General features: G+C 60.0%; 15 protein-coding genes. 12 read left to right on the top strand and 3 right to left on the bottom strand.

All coding sequences use genetic code 11. From position 1 onward, the window contains the following. Nucleotides 1-459: 459 nt before the first annotated feature. From AC6H1L_RS16105 to AC6H1L_RS16060, 10 genes are all read left to right on the top strand, one after another. On the top strand, nt 460-945 hold the full coding sequence (locus tag AC6H1L_RS16105) for a hypothetical protein (RefSeq protein WP_497598504.1): 486 nt from the start codon (nt 460-462) through the stop codon (nt 943-945). Next, nucleotides 935-3,109: a phage major capsid protein gene (locus AC6H1L_RS16100; protein ID WP_497598503.1), complete on the top strand. Its 2,175-nt coding sequence runs from the start codon at nt 935-937 to the stop codon at nt 3,107-3,109. The genes AC6H1L_RS16105 and AC6H1L_RS16100 overlap by 11 nt, the downstream gene beginning before the upstream one ends. A gap of 19 nt (nt 3,110-3,128) precedes the next feature. After that, nucleotides 3,129-4,184: a hypothetical protein gene (locus tag AC6H1L_RS16095; RefSeq protein WP_497598502.1), complete on the top strand. Its 1,056-nt coding sequence runs from the start codon at nt 3,129-3,131 to the stop codon at nt 4,182-4,184. A gap of 82 nt (nt 4,185-4,266) precedes the next feature. After that, the gene (locus tag AC6H1L_RS16090; RefSeq protein WP_497598501.1) at nt 4,267-4,557 is read left to right on the top strand and encodes a hypothetical protein; all 291 of its coding nucleotides are present in this window, start codon (nt 4,267-4,269) and stop codon (nt 4,555-4,557) included. A 40-nt stretch (nt 4,558-4,597) separates the two neighbouring features. Continuing rightward, nucleotides 4,598-5,194, top strand: coding sequence for a hypothetical protein (locus AC6H1L_RS16085; protein WP_497598500.1), 597 nt, complete (start codon nt 4,598-4,600; stop codon nt 5,192-5,194). A gap of 170 nt (nt 5,195-5,364) precedes the next feature. Continuing rightward, nucleotides 5,365-6,498, top strand: a complete 1,134-nt coding sequence (locus AC6H1L_RS16080) for a hypothetical protein (RefSeq protein ID WP_497598499.1) — start codon at nt 5,365-5,367, stop codon at nt 6,496-6,498. Nucleotides 6,499-6,558: 60 nt separating this feature from the next. Continuing rightward, nucleotides 6,559-6,954, top strand: a complete 396-nt coding sequence (locus AC6H1L_RS16075) for a hypothetical protein (protein WP_497598498.1) — start codon at nt 6,559-6,561, stop codon at nt 6,952-6,954. Nucleotides 6,955-6,959: 5 nt separating this feature from the next. Further along, nucleotides 6,960-7,400 (top strand): hypothetical protein, encoded by a 441-nt coding sequence (locus tag AC6H1L_RS16070; RefSeq protein ID WP_497598497.1) that lies wholly within the window; start codon nt 6,960-6,962, stop codon nt 7,398-7,400. Between the two features lie 227 nt (nt 7,401-7,627). Next, entirely contained in the window at nt 7,628-8,908 is a 1,281-nt protein-coding gene (locus AC6H1L_RS16065; RefSeq protein WP_497598496.1) for a hypothetical protein, read from the top strand. 790 nt (nt 8,909-9,698) lie between these two features. Then, on the top strand, nt 9,699-11,195 hold the full coding sequence (locus AC6H1L_RS16060) for a hypothetical protein (RefSeq protein WP_497598495.1): 1,497 nt from the start codon (nt 9,699-9,701) through the stop codon (nt 11,193-11,195). Between the two features lie 215 nt (nt 11,196-11,410). Here the strand turns inward: AC6H1L_RS16060 and AC6H1L_RS16055 are convergent, their stop codons facing one another. The 3 genes from AC6H1L_RS16055 to AC6H1L_RS16045 all read right to left on the bottom strand — a co-directional run bounded on the left by AC6H1L_RS16055 (nt 11,411) and on the right by AC6H1L_RS16045 (nt 15,399). Continuing rightward, nucleotides 11,411-12,781, bottom strand: coding sequence for an ABC transporter permease (locus AC6H1L_RS16055; protein WP_497598494.1), 1,371 nt, complete (start codon nt 12,779-12,781; stop codon nt 11,411-11,413). Next, nucleotides 12,778-13,542, bottom strand: a complete 765-nt coding sequence (locus AC6H1L_RS16050; RefSeq protein WP_497601557.1) for an ABC transporter ATP-binding protein — start codon at nt 13,540-13,542, stop codon at nt 12,778-12,780. The genes AC6H1L_RS16055 and AC6H1L_RS16050 overlap by 4 nt, the downstream gene beginning before the upstream one ends. 327 nt (nt 13,543-13,869) lie before the next feature. Continuing rightward, on the bottom strand, nt 13,870-15,399 hold the full coding sequence (locus AC6H1L_RS16045) for an efflux RND transporter periplasmic adaptor subunit (protein ID WP_497598493.1): 1,530 nt from the start codon (nt 15,397-15,399) through the stop codon (nt 13,870-13,872). A gap of 375 nt (nt 15,400-15,774) precedes the next feature. Between AC6H1L_RS16045 and AC6H1L_RS16040 the strand changes: the two genes are divergently transcribed. Then, entirely contained in the window at nt 15,775-16,740 is a 966-nt protein-coding gene (locus AC6H1L_RS16040) for a hypothetical protein (RefSeq protein WP_497598492.1), read from the top strand. Between the two features lie 144 nt (nt 16,741-16,884). Further along, a complete protein-coding gene (locus AC6H1L_RS16035; protein WP_497598491.1) occupies nt 16,885-17,367 on the top strand; it encodes a DinB family protein in 483 nt (160 codons plus the stop codon). Nucleotides 17,368-18,019: the final 652 nt, after the last annotated feature.

Below are 18,019 nucleotides of genomic sequence, written 5' to 3'. Positions count from 1 at the left end.
GGCAGGTGGCAAACTGCCAGCTAAGCCAAGTATAGGCTATAGCAAGCAACCTGTCAAGGAGATGTCTCTGCTGGCCTGTTCCAGCCTGCCTGAAGCAGGCAAGGGGCCAATGCCGCAAAGGCTTGACTTCTGAGCAGGCCTCTGCTATACTTATCAAGCGGTAAGCTCTTCTTGCTTGCCGCCGCACGATGCAACCACGAAACGGCCTCCGGCGTGCCCCCTCACGTTCCGGCAAGGCAGCGGTGAGTGTGCCCTCTCGCGCCCACCCATGATCTGTCCTTTCTTGCATGATGAATATGTCTGCACAGCGGCGCTCACCCTCTATTCGCGGCTGCATCGCCGATTTCTCTCCTTCGAGCGCTGGCTTGCTTCGCAATCCGATCGCTCTCGTCTCCGGTCTGCTCTGCGACCAGGCCAGGCTGTCCCGCCAACTCTCCCGCCCCTGTCAGGAGGTCCACCATGACCGATTACCAGCTCCCCGATTTCAACGTTCCCCCACTCTCAGCCGCTGAGCCTGGGCTGCCCGCGCTAACCTTGCCCGATCCAGAGCAACCAGATCCTCCGCGGCCAGCTTTACTGGAGCCTGCTCCCACCCCGCTAGAGCTACCGCCCGCCGAACAGCCTGATCCACCGCTGGCCGACCTGCTGGCGCCAATCTTTCCCCCCAGCCTGCGGCGCTTTCCCACGAGCGAGCACGCCCTTGGCAAGGTCAGCGCCACGCCGGCCATCGGCGAAGCACCCGCCACGCTGGCCCAGCATATAGCTGCCCTTATTGAGAGCAGTCCCGATGCTCAGTCACTCCCGTCCGACCTGCGCTACGAGGAGACGCGCACGACCCAGGACCGCATGACCCATCGCCTGCGGCACCTTGCCCCGCTGCTGCTGGCCCTGCTCTCAGCAGAGAGAGGGCTTGCGCCCGAGCAGGAGGCGCCTGATGCTTACTGAGCAACAACGGCCAGACCATCCCCTAGAGCCAACCCTCTCCCAGGAAAGCGGTAAAGCCGGCCCATCCTCCACGCTTGAGCGGGGACCTATCCGTATTGATGGCTTCATTCGCGAAGAGCAGGACCTCAGTCAGCAGGATAGCCGCCGCGACTTGCTGGTGACCGCCATTCGCGGCGGCGCGAGCCTTAACGGTTACTACTACAGTGAGGCTATTCTCCAGCGCCTTGCCATCCTGCTTGATAACGCTCACGCCTACGTTGATCACGCTCCCAACGATAGCGAGAGTCGCGCTCGCTCCGTGCGCGACATCGTTGGCTTCTACCGCACTCCGCGCTACGTGCCACCCACGGCTAGCGAACCCGGACGCGTCGATGCCACCCTGCACATTCTGGAATCCGCCGACTGGCTCTGGCGCCTGATTCGCGAGGCCTGCGCTCTCGGCCAGCCGAATCTGATCGGCCTCTCGATCGACATCTACGGCACCTGGCAACTGCGCGAGAGCCAGGATGGCAGCCGCCCGCTGCGCGAAGTCATCAGCGTCAGCACCCTCAACTCCTGCGACATCGTCACTCGCCCCAGCGCCGGCGGCGGTATTCGCCGCATCCTCCACGATTATCCGTCCAACCAGCAGGCCGACGCCCCTGTACCAAGTGCGCCGGCCTCCATTGCCAACCCGCGAGGTCTCCCCATGAGCGATGCCCAGATCAACACGCCTCTCAACACGGTCGGTCCGATCAACGATCCTCAGCACAGTCAGGCGCCCAGCCCGTCCAACCTGTCTGGCCCAATCCATGAGCAAGCGGAGGTTACCTCTGCTCCCAATTTTGAGGCCCTCTTACAAGAACTTCGCCTTGAGCGGGCCCGCCTGACTTTGGAGCAACGCCTGCAGGAGGTCCACCTGCCCGAGGTCGTCAAGCAACACCTGCGCCGCCGCTACGAGGGGCGCATTTTCGAAGTCGCCGAACTGGACGAGGCTATTGCCGAACAGCGCCATATCCTCGCCGAGCTGGTCACCGCCGGCCTTGTGCGCGACCACGGCTACACGCGTCCCGAGATCAGCGAGCAAATCACCGAGGCGGAAAAAATCCAGGCCGCCTTTGACCGCATGTTCGATCTGGAGATCGATACCAGCCGCCTCGGCAATATTCGCGGCTTCACCAGCATCCGCGAGGCCTACGCCCGCGTTACCGGCGATCCGAGCGTCAGCGGCTTCTCTGAGCGCAGCTTGTTGGGGCAGATCCGCATCGGAGAACATGCCCCACTGATGCGCATCAGCGAAGGCGACCTCACTACCGCCTCTTTTAGCTACCTGCTTGGCACATCCATGAACAAGCGACTGCTCAAAGATTATCAGGCCTGGCCGGCAGAGTGGCAGAAATTCTGTACCATTGTGCCGATCAAAGACTTCAAGCAACAGACGCGCGTGCGCCTGGGCGCCTTCGGCAGTCTCTCGACCGTGGCCGAAGACACCGCTTACACGACCCTCAGTCTGACCGACACAGCCGCCACCTATGTTCCTATGAAGCGCGGCAACCTGGTCACCATCTCGCGCGAAACCATCATCAATGACGACCTGATGGCCATTCGCCAGATTCCGACAAAGCTGGCCGTCGCTGCCGCCTATACCCTGGCCGAATTCGTCTACGGCTTCCTCTCGGGCAATCCCACCATCTACGATGGCTCTCCCCTCTTTACGACCGGCAACCCGCACAACAATCTAGGCAACGCCGCGCTTTCGACCGCTGCTATGCAGGCGGGAGTCACCGCTATGCGAGAGCAGACCAACTTTGCCGGCAAGCGGATCGGGCTGCGTCCACGCTACCTGGTTGTTCCCCCTGAGCTAGAGTGGACCGCCATGATTGCCACGCGCTCCGCAGGTATCCCCGGCTCGCCCAACAACGACATCAACCCCATGATGGGCTACGTCACCCCTATTGTCTCGCCTCAGCTGACTAGCCCAACACAATGGTTCCTTGTAGCTGACCCGCGCGAGGTCGACACCATCGAAATCGGTTTTGTCGGCGGACAGGTTAACCCCGTGCTCTTCATCCAGGATCAGCCTCTCTACGGGCTGAATTTTACTCAGGATGTCATTTCGTACAAAATCCGCCATGAGTACGGAGGCGCTGTCGTCGACTATCGCGGTCTCTATCGCGGCATCTAGCTTTGAAGGAGGCAGCCCCATGTCAGGCTACCTTAACGGCGACGGCTCGCTGCTGATTGGCGGCGTGAACCCCGCTGGCCTGGGTCAGGCGCTCCAGGTCGACGCCCAGGGGAACTTGAAAACCACCGCAACGCTCAATGCCGCTGCCGAGCAGAACGTGAACCTGAACCAGCTCAACGGCGTTGCCCCCCAGGCTGACGGCGCCGGGGCTAATCGCCTTGGCGTCAGCCTCTACGGCAAAAGCAGCGCCCCCGGCGATACTCCTGTCCTCCTCGATAGCGCCGGGCGCCAGATCGTCAGCGTCAATAGTCTGCCAGCTCTTCCGGCAGGCAGCAACCTCATCGGACAGGTCAGGCTGGCCGACGGGAGCGGCAGCAACCTGCTGGCCATCGATAGCGGCGGGCGCCTGCAGTTGGTGCCTAACCAGGCCATCAATGTCGCCCAGATCGGCGGCGTCGCACCGGGCCTGGACAGCAGTAATGAGCTGCGGGTCTCTAACTACGGCAAGAGCAGCAGCGCCGGCGATACTCCCGTCTTACTCGACAGCGCCGGACGCACCCAGGTCAATATTGCTCAGTGGAACGGCGCTGCCCCCAGCGTCAGCAATCCTGTTTTTGTGCGCCAACAGTTCAACGAATGGCTGAGCAACGGCCAGGGCTACAGCGTCACTACTGGTAAGCAGACAAGCACAGCTACTGCTACCACCGGCCTCAGCCTATTCAATCCGAGCAGCTCTGGCAAGACCTTGCTGGTCTTCTCAGCGCGCGTGGCTGAGGCCGCCTCAAGCTGGCATCAGCTCAATTTGACGAGCAGCGACCCGGCCCTCGGCACTGCTCTCACGCCTCTCAATCTCAAAGCGGGCGGGCCCGCCAGCGTCGCCAGTGTTAGCATGAGCAACAGCAATGTGACGCCAGCGGGTAACCAGCTCGATACCCTGCTGCTCGTCTCTAACACCACCATCGATTTCCTCAGTAACGGTGCGCTGGTCATCTTGCCCCCTGGCAGCGGCCTGGCCATCTACGTGGCAACCAGTAGCAATAGCTGGGCCGCCGCGCTGAAATGGCTCGAAGTCTAGCAGCGTTCTACAGCTACCCCGGCCGTGGCCATTGCCAGTGCAGCGCAATAACACAGCAGAAAGAAAGGAGTTGACCCACTGTATGATGGATATCCTTGAATTTGTCTACGGGCGCTACAATGGGGGAAGCACGGTGCCAGCAGGCAGCTACCTCAATCCGCGTACCATGTGCATTTTTCAGACGACGAGCGATGCGATGCTCCCTCAAGACGGCATTTTTTGCCGTGTTGACCCCTCGGGTAGCCAGACCTTTGCCAACATCGCAGCGGCCCTTAACGCCTTGCTCGGTACGAGCTATACGGCGGCCAGCTTCCATGCCTGTGTCGGAACCGACGCAGCTCCACAGCCTGGGCAGGGCGCCAACGATGCCTAGTGATCTCCTCATAGCGTTCCTGCGAGAAGGTAGGCTAAAGATGGGAGTCACCATCAGGCGCGGCATTATTCAGGCGTTCAACCCCAACACCTATCAAGCTGCGGTTCTGCTCTTCGAGGCGACGTCTCACATGCTACAGGGCATCCCGGTAGCTAATAGCCTCGATGGGAGCAGCAGCCTTGTCGGAGCTTTGTGCGCGGTGCTCTTTTTCGATGAGCACAACCCTCAAGATGCTGTGGTGATCGCCACCTACGCCAATGGTCTCAGCGGCCTGCCCACGCCACCCCCGGGCCGCTTGACCCTGCTGAACGGCACGTCTCAGCTTAACAATGTCGTTATCAGCAACGGAGCTACCGCTACCTTTACACTCACTGGCGGCAATAGCGGTATTCCGGCTGGCGCCCTGGCCGCCCTGGCTAAGATCTCCTTTACCGCTAGCAGCCAGCCAGCTCATCTGGATATCGCCCCGCATGGAGGCAACCTTGCCCAGACAGTCACCTGCGGTGATCTGCTCTCCACAAGCGCGCGCTGGCAAGGTCAGGCGCTGCTCCCGCTCGATAGTAACGGCCAAATCGACATCCGGGCTGTGGGCGCCACCTGCACAGTCACGCTGATCACCTGTGGCTACGTCAGCTAGTGAGCTGACCAGCCTGTCCGCCCGTCGCGACGAGAAGGAGCCAGACCAGGTCGAGCCGAGCCGATCAGGGCAGGGTCCGCTTTCCCTCTGCCGACCCAATAGGCTCCCTCTCGCGCGAGGCAGGCAGGTTTTCATACCACCTCAATCCAGCAAGGAGATCGCCAGCTCAGATGAACCTCTCGGAGATGCTGAACGCTCTGCGCCTAGACCTCTTCGATCCGGCTGGTCCTAATCAGCGCTGGTCGGACGCCGACCTTGAGCGCGCCATCGATAAGGCCGTGATCCGCTATAGCCAGTATTATCCCAATATTGGCTACTGCGATATGAATACACGCCCCTACCAGCGGACCTACCCCTATCCCCAGCCCTGGAATCCAGGCTATCCAGTCTGGTGGATCGAACGCATCATCTACCCACTGCAGGCCTACGGCAGCGCCTTCCAGCCACCGCCAGGCAGCATGAGCGCCAGCCCTGGCAGCGGCGGCGCCCTGAGCGCCGGTCTCTATCAGTATGCCGTCACCTTTCTTAGCGAAGGTGGGGAGACCACCCCTTCGCCTGTCACGAGCGTCACAGCGGTGAATAACGGCAGCGTCGTACTGAACAATATTCCTCTCGGACCAGTGCAGTCCAGCCCCGGCCCTAGCGCTGCGCACACCATCATCGGGCGCAATCTCTACCGCACCCAGGCCGGCGGTAGCACTCTGCTGCTGCTGGCGACCCTGGCCGATAATAGCAGCACCAGCTACCTTGATGCTCTATCCGATAGCGTCCTCGCAGGCCGACCCCGGGCCCCAAGCGTCAATACCAGCGGCGTCATGCTCTGGCCACCCCAGGAGCGCGATTTCGCCGAATATTCCAATCTTTTCGAGAGCAGCACAGCTCTGGCAGTCGGCGGCCAGGGTCAACCCGCCGCGCAGACACCGAGTTTCACTCTTAAGCTCTCCAGCGCCGAGCTGCCCCGCGATGACACGCTGGTCATGCGCATCTTCTATGCCACCAGGCATCAGCTCGACGCCAGTGGCTCTACTATTCCCGAAGTGCATCGCGATTTGATCGTGCTGGGGGCCAGTCTCTATGCAATGGAGGCGTATCAGGTGCCCACGAACGATAACTTCAGCTTCCAGGATGGGGAGCTACATGATCATCTAGATGACACCTCTATCCCTCGGGCCTGGCAACAGACTATCGCTGCACGGCGAGCCCAGTTTGAGGCACGCTTGCAGGAGATCCGCAATCAGCGCGACTTTGCCAGCGCAGCCCGTGTCCACTGGGGCGATATCCCGGTCCACTGGGCACGGCTCTAGCCGGCTAGCGACTGAGAGTGCCAGGCCAAACGGCCTCTGTAGGAAGGAGCTGCACAGCCTATGCAAGATTTCTTGAGCCTGACCAATGTGTTTATTACGCTGGCGCTGATCACTGGGGCCTTCGTCGCCTATCACCACGGCTTTGCCCGTACCGCCGATGAGGTTAAGGCACGCGTCATCAGCGTCATGCAACATGAAATTGACGCGCTCAAGGACCGCCTGGCCACCCTGGAGAAAGAGAATCTGCGTCTGAGCCAGATCATCGGTACGATTCGCCTGGCCCTGCAGCAGCGCGGTCTTTACATCACCATCGATGGCGAACTGGTCAGTATCCATGACCAGCGTGGCTATTGCACTCAGGCCAGCCGCATTATCGAGAAAGAGCCATTTCCCCCTACGGTTAGCTCTGCCGCTCATCCTAACACAGACATAGACTTCCGCAATGAGGAGGGCTAGTCTCTATGCCCACCATTGGCGTCGATTGCGAAATTATTCTGGATGGGGCCGGCTACTTCCTGAAACCGGGTAGCTATCGCATGACGCAGCCGCGTATTCGCCGGGCTACCGTGCGCGCCGACGGGGGCGAGGCTTATGTTGACCTGGGTCCAGGCCGCCGAACCTGGACTATGACGATCCTCTGCCTCAATGATCTTGTCGGCTACGATGGTCGCCCTACAGGCCTTAGTGGTCAGGACTATCGCGATGCCCTGCGCATGAGCTATCTCTCCTCGACAGGGCGTACACTTCTCTTTATTGAGCCAACCGGCGGCCCCCCTATTGCTGTACACTTCGATTACTACGCCGAAAGCGTTTGTGACCTGCATAGCCAGCAGGTTCCGCTCTCCAGCGGCGCGCCCGGCGGCCTCAGCTATGAGGTGACCATAGAATTGATCGAGGCATAGCCTTTCTGGCAAGGGTCTATGCGTGCTTTCTTGACACATAGGGAAATGCATCCTTACACTGAATAAGGATGGATTTATACACAATCACCGCACATCATAGCGGTCAGGCTCCCGCACGCGGGAGCTATTTTCACAGCAGAATGGCGTACCCAAGAAAGACAGTCGCGGCCTTGCGCGCAACCAGTCAGAGCCGTGAACAGCGCCCGGCGCGCCGAAGGCCGTGTAGAGTGCGATATCTTGGCAACGACCTCAAGAGAGGCTCGGGCCTCCTCTTCGCAGGGCTGGTGGTAGCCTGGCTACTGGTTGTTATGAGCGGCCTCGATACAGCTCAGGCCGCGAGCAGGGACAGTGGAACGCTGAGCAGTAGCCCCAGTTCGGGGCCAGCAGGGACCGTGATTACGGTTAGTGGCTCGGGCTGGACTCAGTTGAGCGACGGGTCACAGGTGTCTTTTGGCTACAGCCAGCAAGATTGCTTGCTCGGCTATACGCCAGTAAGTACCAGCCAGCCTGGCACGGTGCAGAACGGCAACTTTAGCGGCTGGCTGGTGTTGCCAGACAACCTGGCCCCAGGTACCTACAAAATCTGTGCGCTGATCGGGGCCACGCCGACGTCGGCAGGTAGCTATACGCTGCTGTCAAGCGCCTCCCCAAGCTTGAGCATCAGCCCAACAAAAGTCACAGCAGGCCAGATGGCGACCATCAGCGGCAGCAACTTTCTGCCCGGCGGCACCCAGGTAACGCTGGTTTTGCAAGCTGGCACCACAAGCATCAATTTGGGTAGCGTCACAAGCGATGGCCAGGGGAACTTTACGCGTACCATTCTCATTCCCAATGGGCTGGTTGGTTCAGCTCAAATCAAGGCCAGCGTCGGAAGCGGTTCACCCCCTACCCTGAGCGCCAGCGTCTCTTTCACGATCAACCCGGCTCCCGCACCGGCATCAACAGCTATGCCCCCGACCATAGTGGCGACAACCCCCAATCCGACGCCGACGCGTGCTCCTACCCCAACGTCTACCCAGGCTACGGCCACTGCCGACGCCAGCACTAACCGCATGCCGGCCATCGCCACCGCCAGCACCAAGGCAGGAACCCAGTCCCGGGGCACGCTGCCGACCAGCTCGTCTTCGCCGTTCAGTCAGGCGCTTCCCTGGATGGTGGGCACTACAGTCGGCGGCCTGCTCCTTTTCGGGCTGCTTGGCAGCTTCCTGCAGTACCGGCGTCGCCACAGATCAGCCAGCCTGAGCTTTCATGCACTTCACGAGGGCATCACGCTCCCTCTCGCCAGCCTTCGGCGAGCGTCGAACGGCGGGCGATCCGAGAGCGGTTCGGGACCAGCCCGGCAAGCTGAGCAGTCCCAGAGAAGTGAAGAGGGCCTGCCCGCTGCTGCGCCAGATGAGCAGATCAGCGCAGCTCCCACAGAGGTTGAGCTAGAGGCCTTAATGCGCCAGGTACAGGGCGGCTTATCGGTTCTGCCGGGTCGCGGTCAGTCCCCGAACCAACAAGAGTAGTTGGTTGGACCGGCCTCGGCACACAACTGAGGACGCTGAACGCAGAAGAGCGGTCAGAATCAAGACAGACAAGGGCCATAGCTCGGCCCGACCTCTCCTGCCGCTCTTCTGCGCTTCGCTCGCTTTGCTTTTGTCCATCTAGCGATAGTGGCGCGCCAGCTCCGAGGCATAGCTCCGGCCTGCCTCCGCTAGCCGAGGGCCAGCAAGCGACGCGCGATATATTGACCAGTGTAGCTAAAGGCACCGGTTACGACATCGATCTCGTCAGCAGCACACCGGTCATATTCCATGAGCAGCTTCTCCTCTCTATCCTTCAAGTACCTGCCTGGAGTGGATTGGGCTGCACTCATCAGGTGAGCGCCAAAGACGCGAGCACTTCATAGCAGACCTATCATTCTCAGCTTTTAATTCATATATATAAATACATCTCATAGAGGAAGAGCCAGAGAAGAGGCAAGACCAGGATATTACCAGATAGACCCACTTGGGTGTGTTCTCCATCAGATTGGCGCAGGCTCGCTCAAGGTCAATGGGTCCCAAACATTCACATTTCGACTAGTACATTTGGATATCCTCTTCAGATTGCTTGACCGTCTGAGACGCATATTTTATACTCCCCTCTAGGGCGATGGCAGCAGGACCAGGCAAGCATACGGCCATGAGCAAGAACAAGGACCGGACCAGCCATCGCCTTGAGCCTGCCGGTCGCGCTCCATGTCGAGCACGCGGCACTCTTGTGCGCACCAACCGCTGACCGGCAATGACCGCCGGTGCAGAGAGGTAGGGATCGATGTTTAGACAGACCGACCCCGACCTGGGGAGATTTTTATTACGAACGCTCACGCTCACCATCTGTGCTTGTCTGCTATCGGTTTCCGTGATCGGCGTGCTGGCTAATCTTGTGCCGATGTATGCAGCATCAGGCCCCCAGATCCCTCTTTTGCAGCCAGTAGATGACGTGCCGACAGGCACCCCTGTCCCCACGGAGGTCCCTTCGGCTACGCCCTCCCCTACGCCCTCGCCGCAGCCGACGACGCCGCCTTCTCCCTCTCCGACATCCGCACCGACGGCGCAGCCGACGAAGACGAGTACTCCCGCCCCGGCGCCGACGCGCAGTGTATCGCCAACCGTGGCCCCCGTCCCGACTGCCAGCGCGACCGCAGCGGCCACAGTGACCCCCACGGCGACCGCTAAACCGACTGCCACCAGTCAGGCAACGGCCTCGCCGACCGCAGCACCCGCCCTGTCGAACGATACCAGTGGTGGTCAGCAGAACAACGACAATAATGCTACAGCTACGACGCGCATCGCTCAGCGCAATAACCTGAGCTTTCTACCAGTGATTACGGCTGCGGTCTTGCTCCTTCTGGCGTTGATTCTCGTAGGCGTGCTGCTCTTGCGCCACTATATTGCGCCTGAGCCATTGCCGCGTCCACGCCTGGCCTCGGGAGCGCGCCCCTGGCGCCGGACCCGCAGTCCAGAGAGCCTGGCTGGAGATCGCGACCTGGCGGGCAATCCTCTGCCCTTGCCTGTCGAGGGTAGCCCCAGCGGCACCATGCTGAATAATAGCTGGCAGCCTGCTACCGCCGGGGCCGGTTCTACCCAACAGCAGCCGCTGCGTCTAGGCAACGCCAACGCGCCTGGTGAGGCCTTTGCCGCCGCGCCAACCCAAATGCAGCCGGCAGTTCCCACCCCAACGCCAGGTCCATCGTCCCCTGCAGCCCCAACGCCGGCGCTGACCACGCCATCACCTTTATCTGGCCATGACCTGCCTCTCCTACCTACCGGGCTGACTGTCACCCCGGGCAGCTCTTCCGCCGCTCAGCACAGGCAGAACGGACTTGCCTCCGGCTCGCTGGAAGATACTGCGCGGCGCCCTGCCGTCTCCCCGTCAGCTAGCGGTGGCAGCTCTCGCTCTTCCAGTCGTCTCAAGCGCAACTTCCTCTTTCCCACGACAAGCCTGATGCCAACGACAGGCGAGCTACCGGTCGCCTCCAATCTCGCCTTTCCGCCCCACGGAACCAGCCCCTTCAATGGGAACTTCCTCTTTCCAACCACCAGCCTGGTTCCTGCCGAGGGCCTCTCCCTCTCTCCCAGCAGCGGTTTCCACGAGCCGCCCCCTCAGCAGCTCTCGCCACAGCCGGGGCTGGCAGGCGAGGGGTCTACCGGCGAGCGCCAGACAGAGCCAGGAGCCTCAACCTTGCCCCCCTGGCTAGCCAGCCTGAGTGACAAGACTGACAATAAGGCTCCTTCCGAGGGCCAAGACTGGCTCCCAAAGCATTCGTAGCCGTCAGCTATAGGGAAAGAGGAGATCGCCGCATCTCCGCTAGCTTTGGCGTTGTCGGTTCAGCAAGGCACTCCGCCCCGCTGAGAGAGCCTGCGGGAGCGGGCCTAAGCCAGCCAGCCAGGCATATGAGCAGTGGCTAGCTCTCGCGCGGCCCCAGAGAGCTGCCCTGCTCTGCCTCTGTTCCCCCGGCGTAACCTGGCTCGCACGCTTACCCCTTACTCAGTGCGCAAGGCGATAATTGGGTCGAGGCGCGCCGCACGCACCGCCGGGTAAAAGCCGAATGTCACCCCCACCAGGGCCGAGACTCCAAAAGCGAGCATGATCGACAACGGCTGCGGCACAAAGGGCACGCCAAAATTGGTCGTCATGAGCCAGCCCACCACCAGGCCAAGGATAATTCCTAGAATGCCGCCGAGCGAGCTGAGCGTCAGCGCCTCAATCAGAAACTGATTGCGAATATCTTTGCGCCGGGCCCCGACCGCCATCCGCAGGCCAATCTCACGTGTCCGTTCCGTGACCGAGACCAGCATGATATTCATGATGCCGATCCCGCCCACTGTCAAAGAGATACCTGCGATTCCAACCAGGAGCAGGGTCAGGGTCTGAGTTGCCTGGCGTGCCGTCTGAAGTAACTGGTTAGCATTGCGAATCTGGAAGTCGGCAGGACTGCCGGCGTTGATGCGGTGGCGTTTTAAGAGCGTGGCATTGACTGCTCTTTGTACATCATCGACATGTTCAGCTTTATCGACCAGGACTTGAATCTGATCGACATAGCCGGTGTTCTTGAGACGCATCGAGGCCGCAGTAAAGGGGACAAAAATTACGTCATCCTGCGTAAAGGCGCCAAAGGAGCCTTTGGGCTGTAGCACGCCAACTACGCGAAACATTTGGGTGCCGATGCGGATCATTTGGCCCACAGGGTCGGTACCCGAGGGGGCAAAGAGGCTGTTAGCCACTACCTGGCCGAGCACCGCCACAGGTAAGCCCGCCAGTTCATCGTGAGCATTTAACCAGCGTCCGCGCGCGATCTCCCAGCCCTGGATCTGTTGGTAGCCCGGATAGACACCCTGGATGCGCGTATTCCAGTTCTGGCTGCCATAGACCACTTGGGCCGCAACGGAGAGCACCGGTGAAACCTGGACGACATGGGCAATGGAGGCCAGGGCATCGGCATCCCCTTGGGTCAGGCTCGGCTGCGTGCCAAGCGAGCTAAAAGCTCCACTGCTGGTGGCTGCACCTGGGATGATCAGCAAAGTGTTGGTGCCCAAGACATTCAGGCGCGCCTGAATCAGGACACTGGCACCTTGGGTCAGGGTCATCGCGGCGATCACGGCGGCTACGCCGATGACGACGCCAAGGGTGGTCAATAGCGAGCGCAGGCGATTGGCCCAGAGAGCTTCAAAGGCGCTCGCCAGATTGGCGACAAAGAGGCTGCCCCGGCGTCTCCCCCAGCGCCTCGGCTGCTGCTTTCTGCTCCCCACGGGCAGAGCCTGAGCTGTCTGGGAGTCACCGCGCTCGCGGACCTGCCGCTCCGGCAGGTCTGCGCTGATGCTTATCTGACGTTCCTGCTCAACCGGATCGCTCATTGCTCTCCCTCCGAAGGAAGCGCTCGATAGCCATCGCCACTGGCCTGATGTAACTGGAGCAGTTCGGTATGGGCCGAGCGCGTCGCTGTCACCGGCTCATCGCTGACTATCTGTCCATCACGGAAGAGAATGCGCCGGTGTGCATAGGCGGCGATGTCAGCCTCATGCGTTACCAGGACAATCGTCAGACCACGGGCGTTGAGCGTTTGTAAGATAGCCATAATCTCGACACTGGTTCGACTATCAAGATTGCCGGTCGGTTCATCCGCCAACAGCAGGGCAGGATTATTGACCAGAGCGCGCGCGATGGCGACGCGCTGCTGCTGTCCCCCGGACAGCTGTGAGGGTCGATGGTGCAGGCGGCTGCCCAGGCCGACTAACTCCAGGGCACGGCGCGCCCTCCGCTCTTGCTCAGCGCGCGGTAGTCCAGCGTACATCAAGGGAAGGGCCACATTCTGCAGGGCTGTCGAGCGGGCAAGCAGATGAAAGCTTTGAAAGACAAAACCGATGCGTCGATTGCGCACGTCGGCCAGCTCATCCGGGGTCATCTGACTGACTTTGCGCCCTACAAGCCAATAGTCGCCACTGGTTGGGCGATCCAGGCAGCCGAGCAGGTTCATAAAGGTCGTTTTGCCCGAGCCGGAAGGTCCCATGATCGCCACAAACTCGCCTGCCCTGACGGCCAGCGAGACGCCGCGCAGCGCTGGCACCATCGTTTCGCCCAGGCGGTAGATCTTGGTGAGGTTGCGTACAAGGACGATCGGCGGGCGCCGCTGGCCCACAGGCGAGGGTTGTTGATCTCCCTGCACCAGTTGTATTTCTTTGTCAGCCATACTGCTTCTCTTCTCTCTAGGTTTGAGCCTCAGCTCCTTCTCAACAGCAGTCTGTCACTGCCTCGCCTTTCAAGGCTGAGAGTACGCCCTGAGTAAGCCCGAGTGAGCCATGAGCGTCTGTTATGAACCTTCTTCTTCGTCAGACTGGATTGAGTGGTGCTCTCGTTATATCGACGTGCAGCTTGCAAGCTTGCAGCCTGGCGCTTGCTCAGCCCCTCACTGCCATCTCCGCCTCTATTAGACCACAGCAGCCGTCTAGCTGCCTACCTGAGTCAGAGCGGTGAATGGCCCGCCTTGTGCCCCGGTCACAATACTTTCACCGACCTCTAAACCGGCCAGGACCTCATACGTATTGCCATCGGTCAATCCCAACACTACCGGCTTGACGATCCAGTGTTCGCCAGAGCGCTCTAGCACGTAACCGGGCGTCGGTTGCTCGCCCGGCGGAAGGTTTCGCAGGTCTTGCAGCAACTGACGCGCCTGAGCCGAGGCGGCTTTGATCTGAGCCGGGTCGATGACCGGCGAGCCGTTGCGCTCGCTTAGAGTGGCAGCATTGCGCGCAAAATTGACGGCATCGGTAGGGATGAGCAGGACGTCCTCGTGTTGAAGCGTAGTAATAGTCAGGTTGGCAGTCATCCCAGGAAGCAGATGCGCATCGCGCGCACTGCTGAGGTCGACATCGATGGTGACCGGATAGGTCACGACATTGGAGACACTTTGACCAAGCGGGGAGATGGCGCGAATGGTACCACTGAATTGGCGATTACCATAGGCACTGACCGTAAAGTGGACCTGCTGGCCGGTGTTCACAGCTCCGATATCAGCCTCGTTGACATTGGCTGTGATTTGGAGGGTGGAGAGATCGACTAGTTGAATAAAGGCCGCTGTGGCGGGGCTTGCCGCCGTACTCGTTGTCCCCGCACTTGGGCCAGTGCTTTGACTGGTACCACTGAGGCTACTTGTAGTTCCTCCAATAGGCCCGCCAGGATAGCTGCCTACACTGCCGTTGATGGTGGCTACGACGCCAGCGTGGGGCGCTGTAATGGTCGTCAGGCTCAGGTTATGCTGCGCTGTCGCTAGCTGGGCCTGAGCCGTCTTCAACTGGCTTTGGGCGTTGTCGACTTGCGCTTGAGCTGAAGCGATCTGCGCCTCGGCCTGGCTTTGAGCCTGGGCATACTGGTCCTCGGCCAGTTGCTTGCAATTCGGTGGCACTGATTGATTCAAGGCCGGATGGTCACAGTTATAGAGAGCATTCTGCTCTTGGTCATAGGCGGTGGCCAGACTGGCATTGGCCTGGGCCTGAACTTTGCTGAGGTTATTCTGAGCATCCGCGAGCGCTGTCTGAGCCGCATTTACTTGAGCCTGGGCCTGGTTGACGGCGTCCTGCAGCGAAGTCGAGTCGAGTTTGGCGAGCACCTGACCAGCGCGCACCTGCTGGCCCACACTAACATAGAGCGCGCTGATCTTGCCACTGGTAGGAGCGTTGACGTTATAGACGGTTCCCTGCAAGGTCCCGGTGGCGCTGACCACCTGTGTAAAGGTCCCGCGTGTGACACGCTGGTATTGGTAGGTTACTCTTCCTCTTCGGAGAGCTACCACCGTGAGGATGCTCCCCCCGATGATCAGGAACAGCAAAATAAGGCTGATGACTACCTGCCAGCGCCGCTGCCGCCACCAGGGACGCGCAGGCTCAGGTTCGCTGAATTCTTCAAAAAGCTGCGTCTCCTGATCGTAGAAATCAGGAATAATCTGTTCTCTTCTCTCAGTATGCTCTTGCTCAGCCATAAGGCTATCAGCTCCTTAGCAGAAAATATCGTGCATATTACAATCAGTTCATCCTTGCCCAAAGCAATCCTCTTTTCTAAAATACAGGAGCAGTTGCACCTTTCACCTCTGGAAAGAAAGGAGGGGCGGCGGAGCCAGGAGCGCTAGCCCGCTGTTCCTTTCCAGAGTACCATAGAGCTAACAGTTTGGGAAAATCCTCATATGCGAGTACGATAAAGGTAGAGTAGGGTTACAGAGAGGATGGTCCAGTACCAGCCTCTTCAGCGTCTGCTCTGCCAGATGGCCCGTACCAGGTTGCTAGCTGAGTCAACGGGTTGAGGCCGAAGCTGGCGGCCCCTAGTAAGGGAGCAGAAGAGAGCAAGAAGAGCAAGAGCGATGGTAATTTACGGCTTTGACTGGTGGAGCTACCGCGATCAGGTGATGCCTGCTTTTGCGCGCTGGCTGACGGCCAATGATGCGACGGCGGTCGAAGCACTTTACGCTAGCACGCGTCTGGCCTATGAGGAGAGCTTTCTGCCCGCGGCCATGCAAGCCGCCCGTACCTGGCCACGGGCATTGGCCTTTGTCGCTGCTTTACCTCGCGGTCCCCATAGCCTTTACGAATATCGCTTGCTCTGTTCCGCCGAGGAGTTCACGGCCCTTAGCGATCGCTACCTCTATCGCCATGTGCCCCACCTCCATCGTCCTTCAGAGGCGCTGGCGGCTGTCTGGGGCGCCATCGTCGAGCATTACTGTCTGCGCGGCGAGATGCTGACCGAGGCCGCGGCGGCAAGAGAGCTGCAACAAGCTCCCAGGAGGAGCGGCGTGGCACTGCTCAGCCAGTCTGCAGAGGAACAGGCTGACAGCTCCTACCAGTTGAGCGAAGCCTACTTTGAGCTTGCTGGTCCTGGCGCCGGGCCGGACCAATCGCCATCGTCGCCAGTCGGCCTCTCTCTCGGACAGCACCCAAACATGTTGCGGCTGCGTGGCTGGCTGGCAACTATCTCACCGGCGGCACTGGCACTTTTTGAGTACCTGGCCTGTGGACGGCGGGCTCTGCCGTTCGAAGATGGCCTGATAGTGCCTGGTCAGACGGACTTCTTAAGTAGGACCTCGTTGTGCCATTATATCGGCTACCTGACCCCTATCGAAGTCAGACGACTGGCTGACTGCCTGCGCACTGCTTCCGCTCCAGACCCCGAGGTCGCTGCCAGGGACTATGACCTCTTCCGCCAGGGGCTGACCTCAGCCCAGGAGCCTCGCTTGATTGATGAGGTGCTTCCAGCTCACGGCGCGAGCTTGCTGACAGCAGTACGCCTGGCTGCAGAGCACAATCTTGGCCTGATCTGCCGCCAGGAATAAGGCCCATCTGCGCCTCCCATAGCTCCCCCCTGTACGCTGGCTCTCCCAGGTGATACGATAGCAAACAGCGGATGCTGGGCCGAGGCCATGCTCTGCTTCCCTCTTCTTTCTGCCAGCTCTTCTTTTCTTGATGGAGGAAGTTCGATGAGCGTGAGCGAAGGAACTTGCTTTGCCCATATTCTGGAGCGCCTCACACGCGATGTCCTTTTCCAGCTCGAAGACGTGCCGGAGGCCGATCTGAACCGGCAGCTAACCTTGCCTGAGACTAATACCCTCTTCGCACTGGCAACCCACCTGGTCGGAGCCGCCGAGTACTGGGTGCTGGCCCTTGTTGGACAGCGTCAGATCGCTCGCGATCGTGCCGCCGAGTTTCGGGCTCGGGGCAGCTTTTCAGAACTGAAAGAGCGCTATGAGCGATGGCTGCGAGCGATGCACGAGGTTTTAGACACGCTGCCGGATGGCCGCCTGCAGGAGCCAGTGAGTGAGCCAACGACCTACCGCTACGCCCCGTCCGATCGCCCGTTGATAGTGCGTGATGCCCTCTTGCATGCAGTAGAGCATTGCGCTCTCCATCTGGGTCATATTCAGTTGACACGCCAGCTCTTAGGGTTGCCGGTGCGCGCCTAGCGGCTGTAGGGTAGCGGGAAAGGCCTCTACTGGATTCCCGCCCTTATCCTCTTTTTCCCTGCCGAATCTGACTCGCCAGCGCGAGATCGCCAGCCGTATAATACCTCGGCCCCGCCCTCAGCGTTTATCCTGGCTCGTACCAGCCCGGAGAAGTCTATCTTTGGGCCGGCCTCTTCCAGGCGACGCGCAACCAGTTCGCTTACGCGCAGTAGTGCTAGCCAATCTTCATGCGACCAGTAGTATGCCCGATAGCTTGTCTCCAGGCGCTGCCATCGCTGTTGTTGGCTTCCTTCCCCTTCTTGTGCTCCTGCTTCAGCAGTAAAAGCTGATGGCGATCTTCTGAAGGATTTCATGCTGTGGTTGACCTCCTTTCCTAAGAGGAGCGGCATTCTAAGCTAGAATTCAATCTATCTGACTTTCCAGGCCAGTGTAACAGAAAGGAGCGCAGGGGAACCAGGTACCTTGACGCTTCGATCGCGCAGTGACTGGCGAGCAGGCAGGCCAGCCTCTCGTTATCGGCAGGAGGACCAACGGTCATCGGACACGCGATTTTGCTTACAGATTATGGCTTGACTTTTACATTAGCATATTCCAAAATTTATTTTGCAATTGAGCTTGATCAGTTTTCCTCCGAAGCGAAAGACTTAGTATA

The organism is Thermogemmatispora argillosa (genome assembly GCF_059696725.1).
Note: the sequence above shows the minus strand (reverse complement) of the source record. Positions and strands in the feature narration are given on the sequence as shown.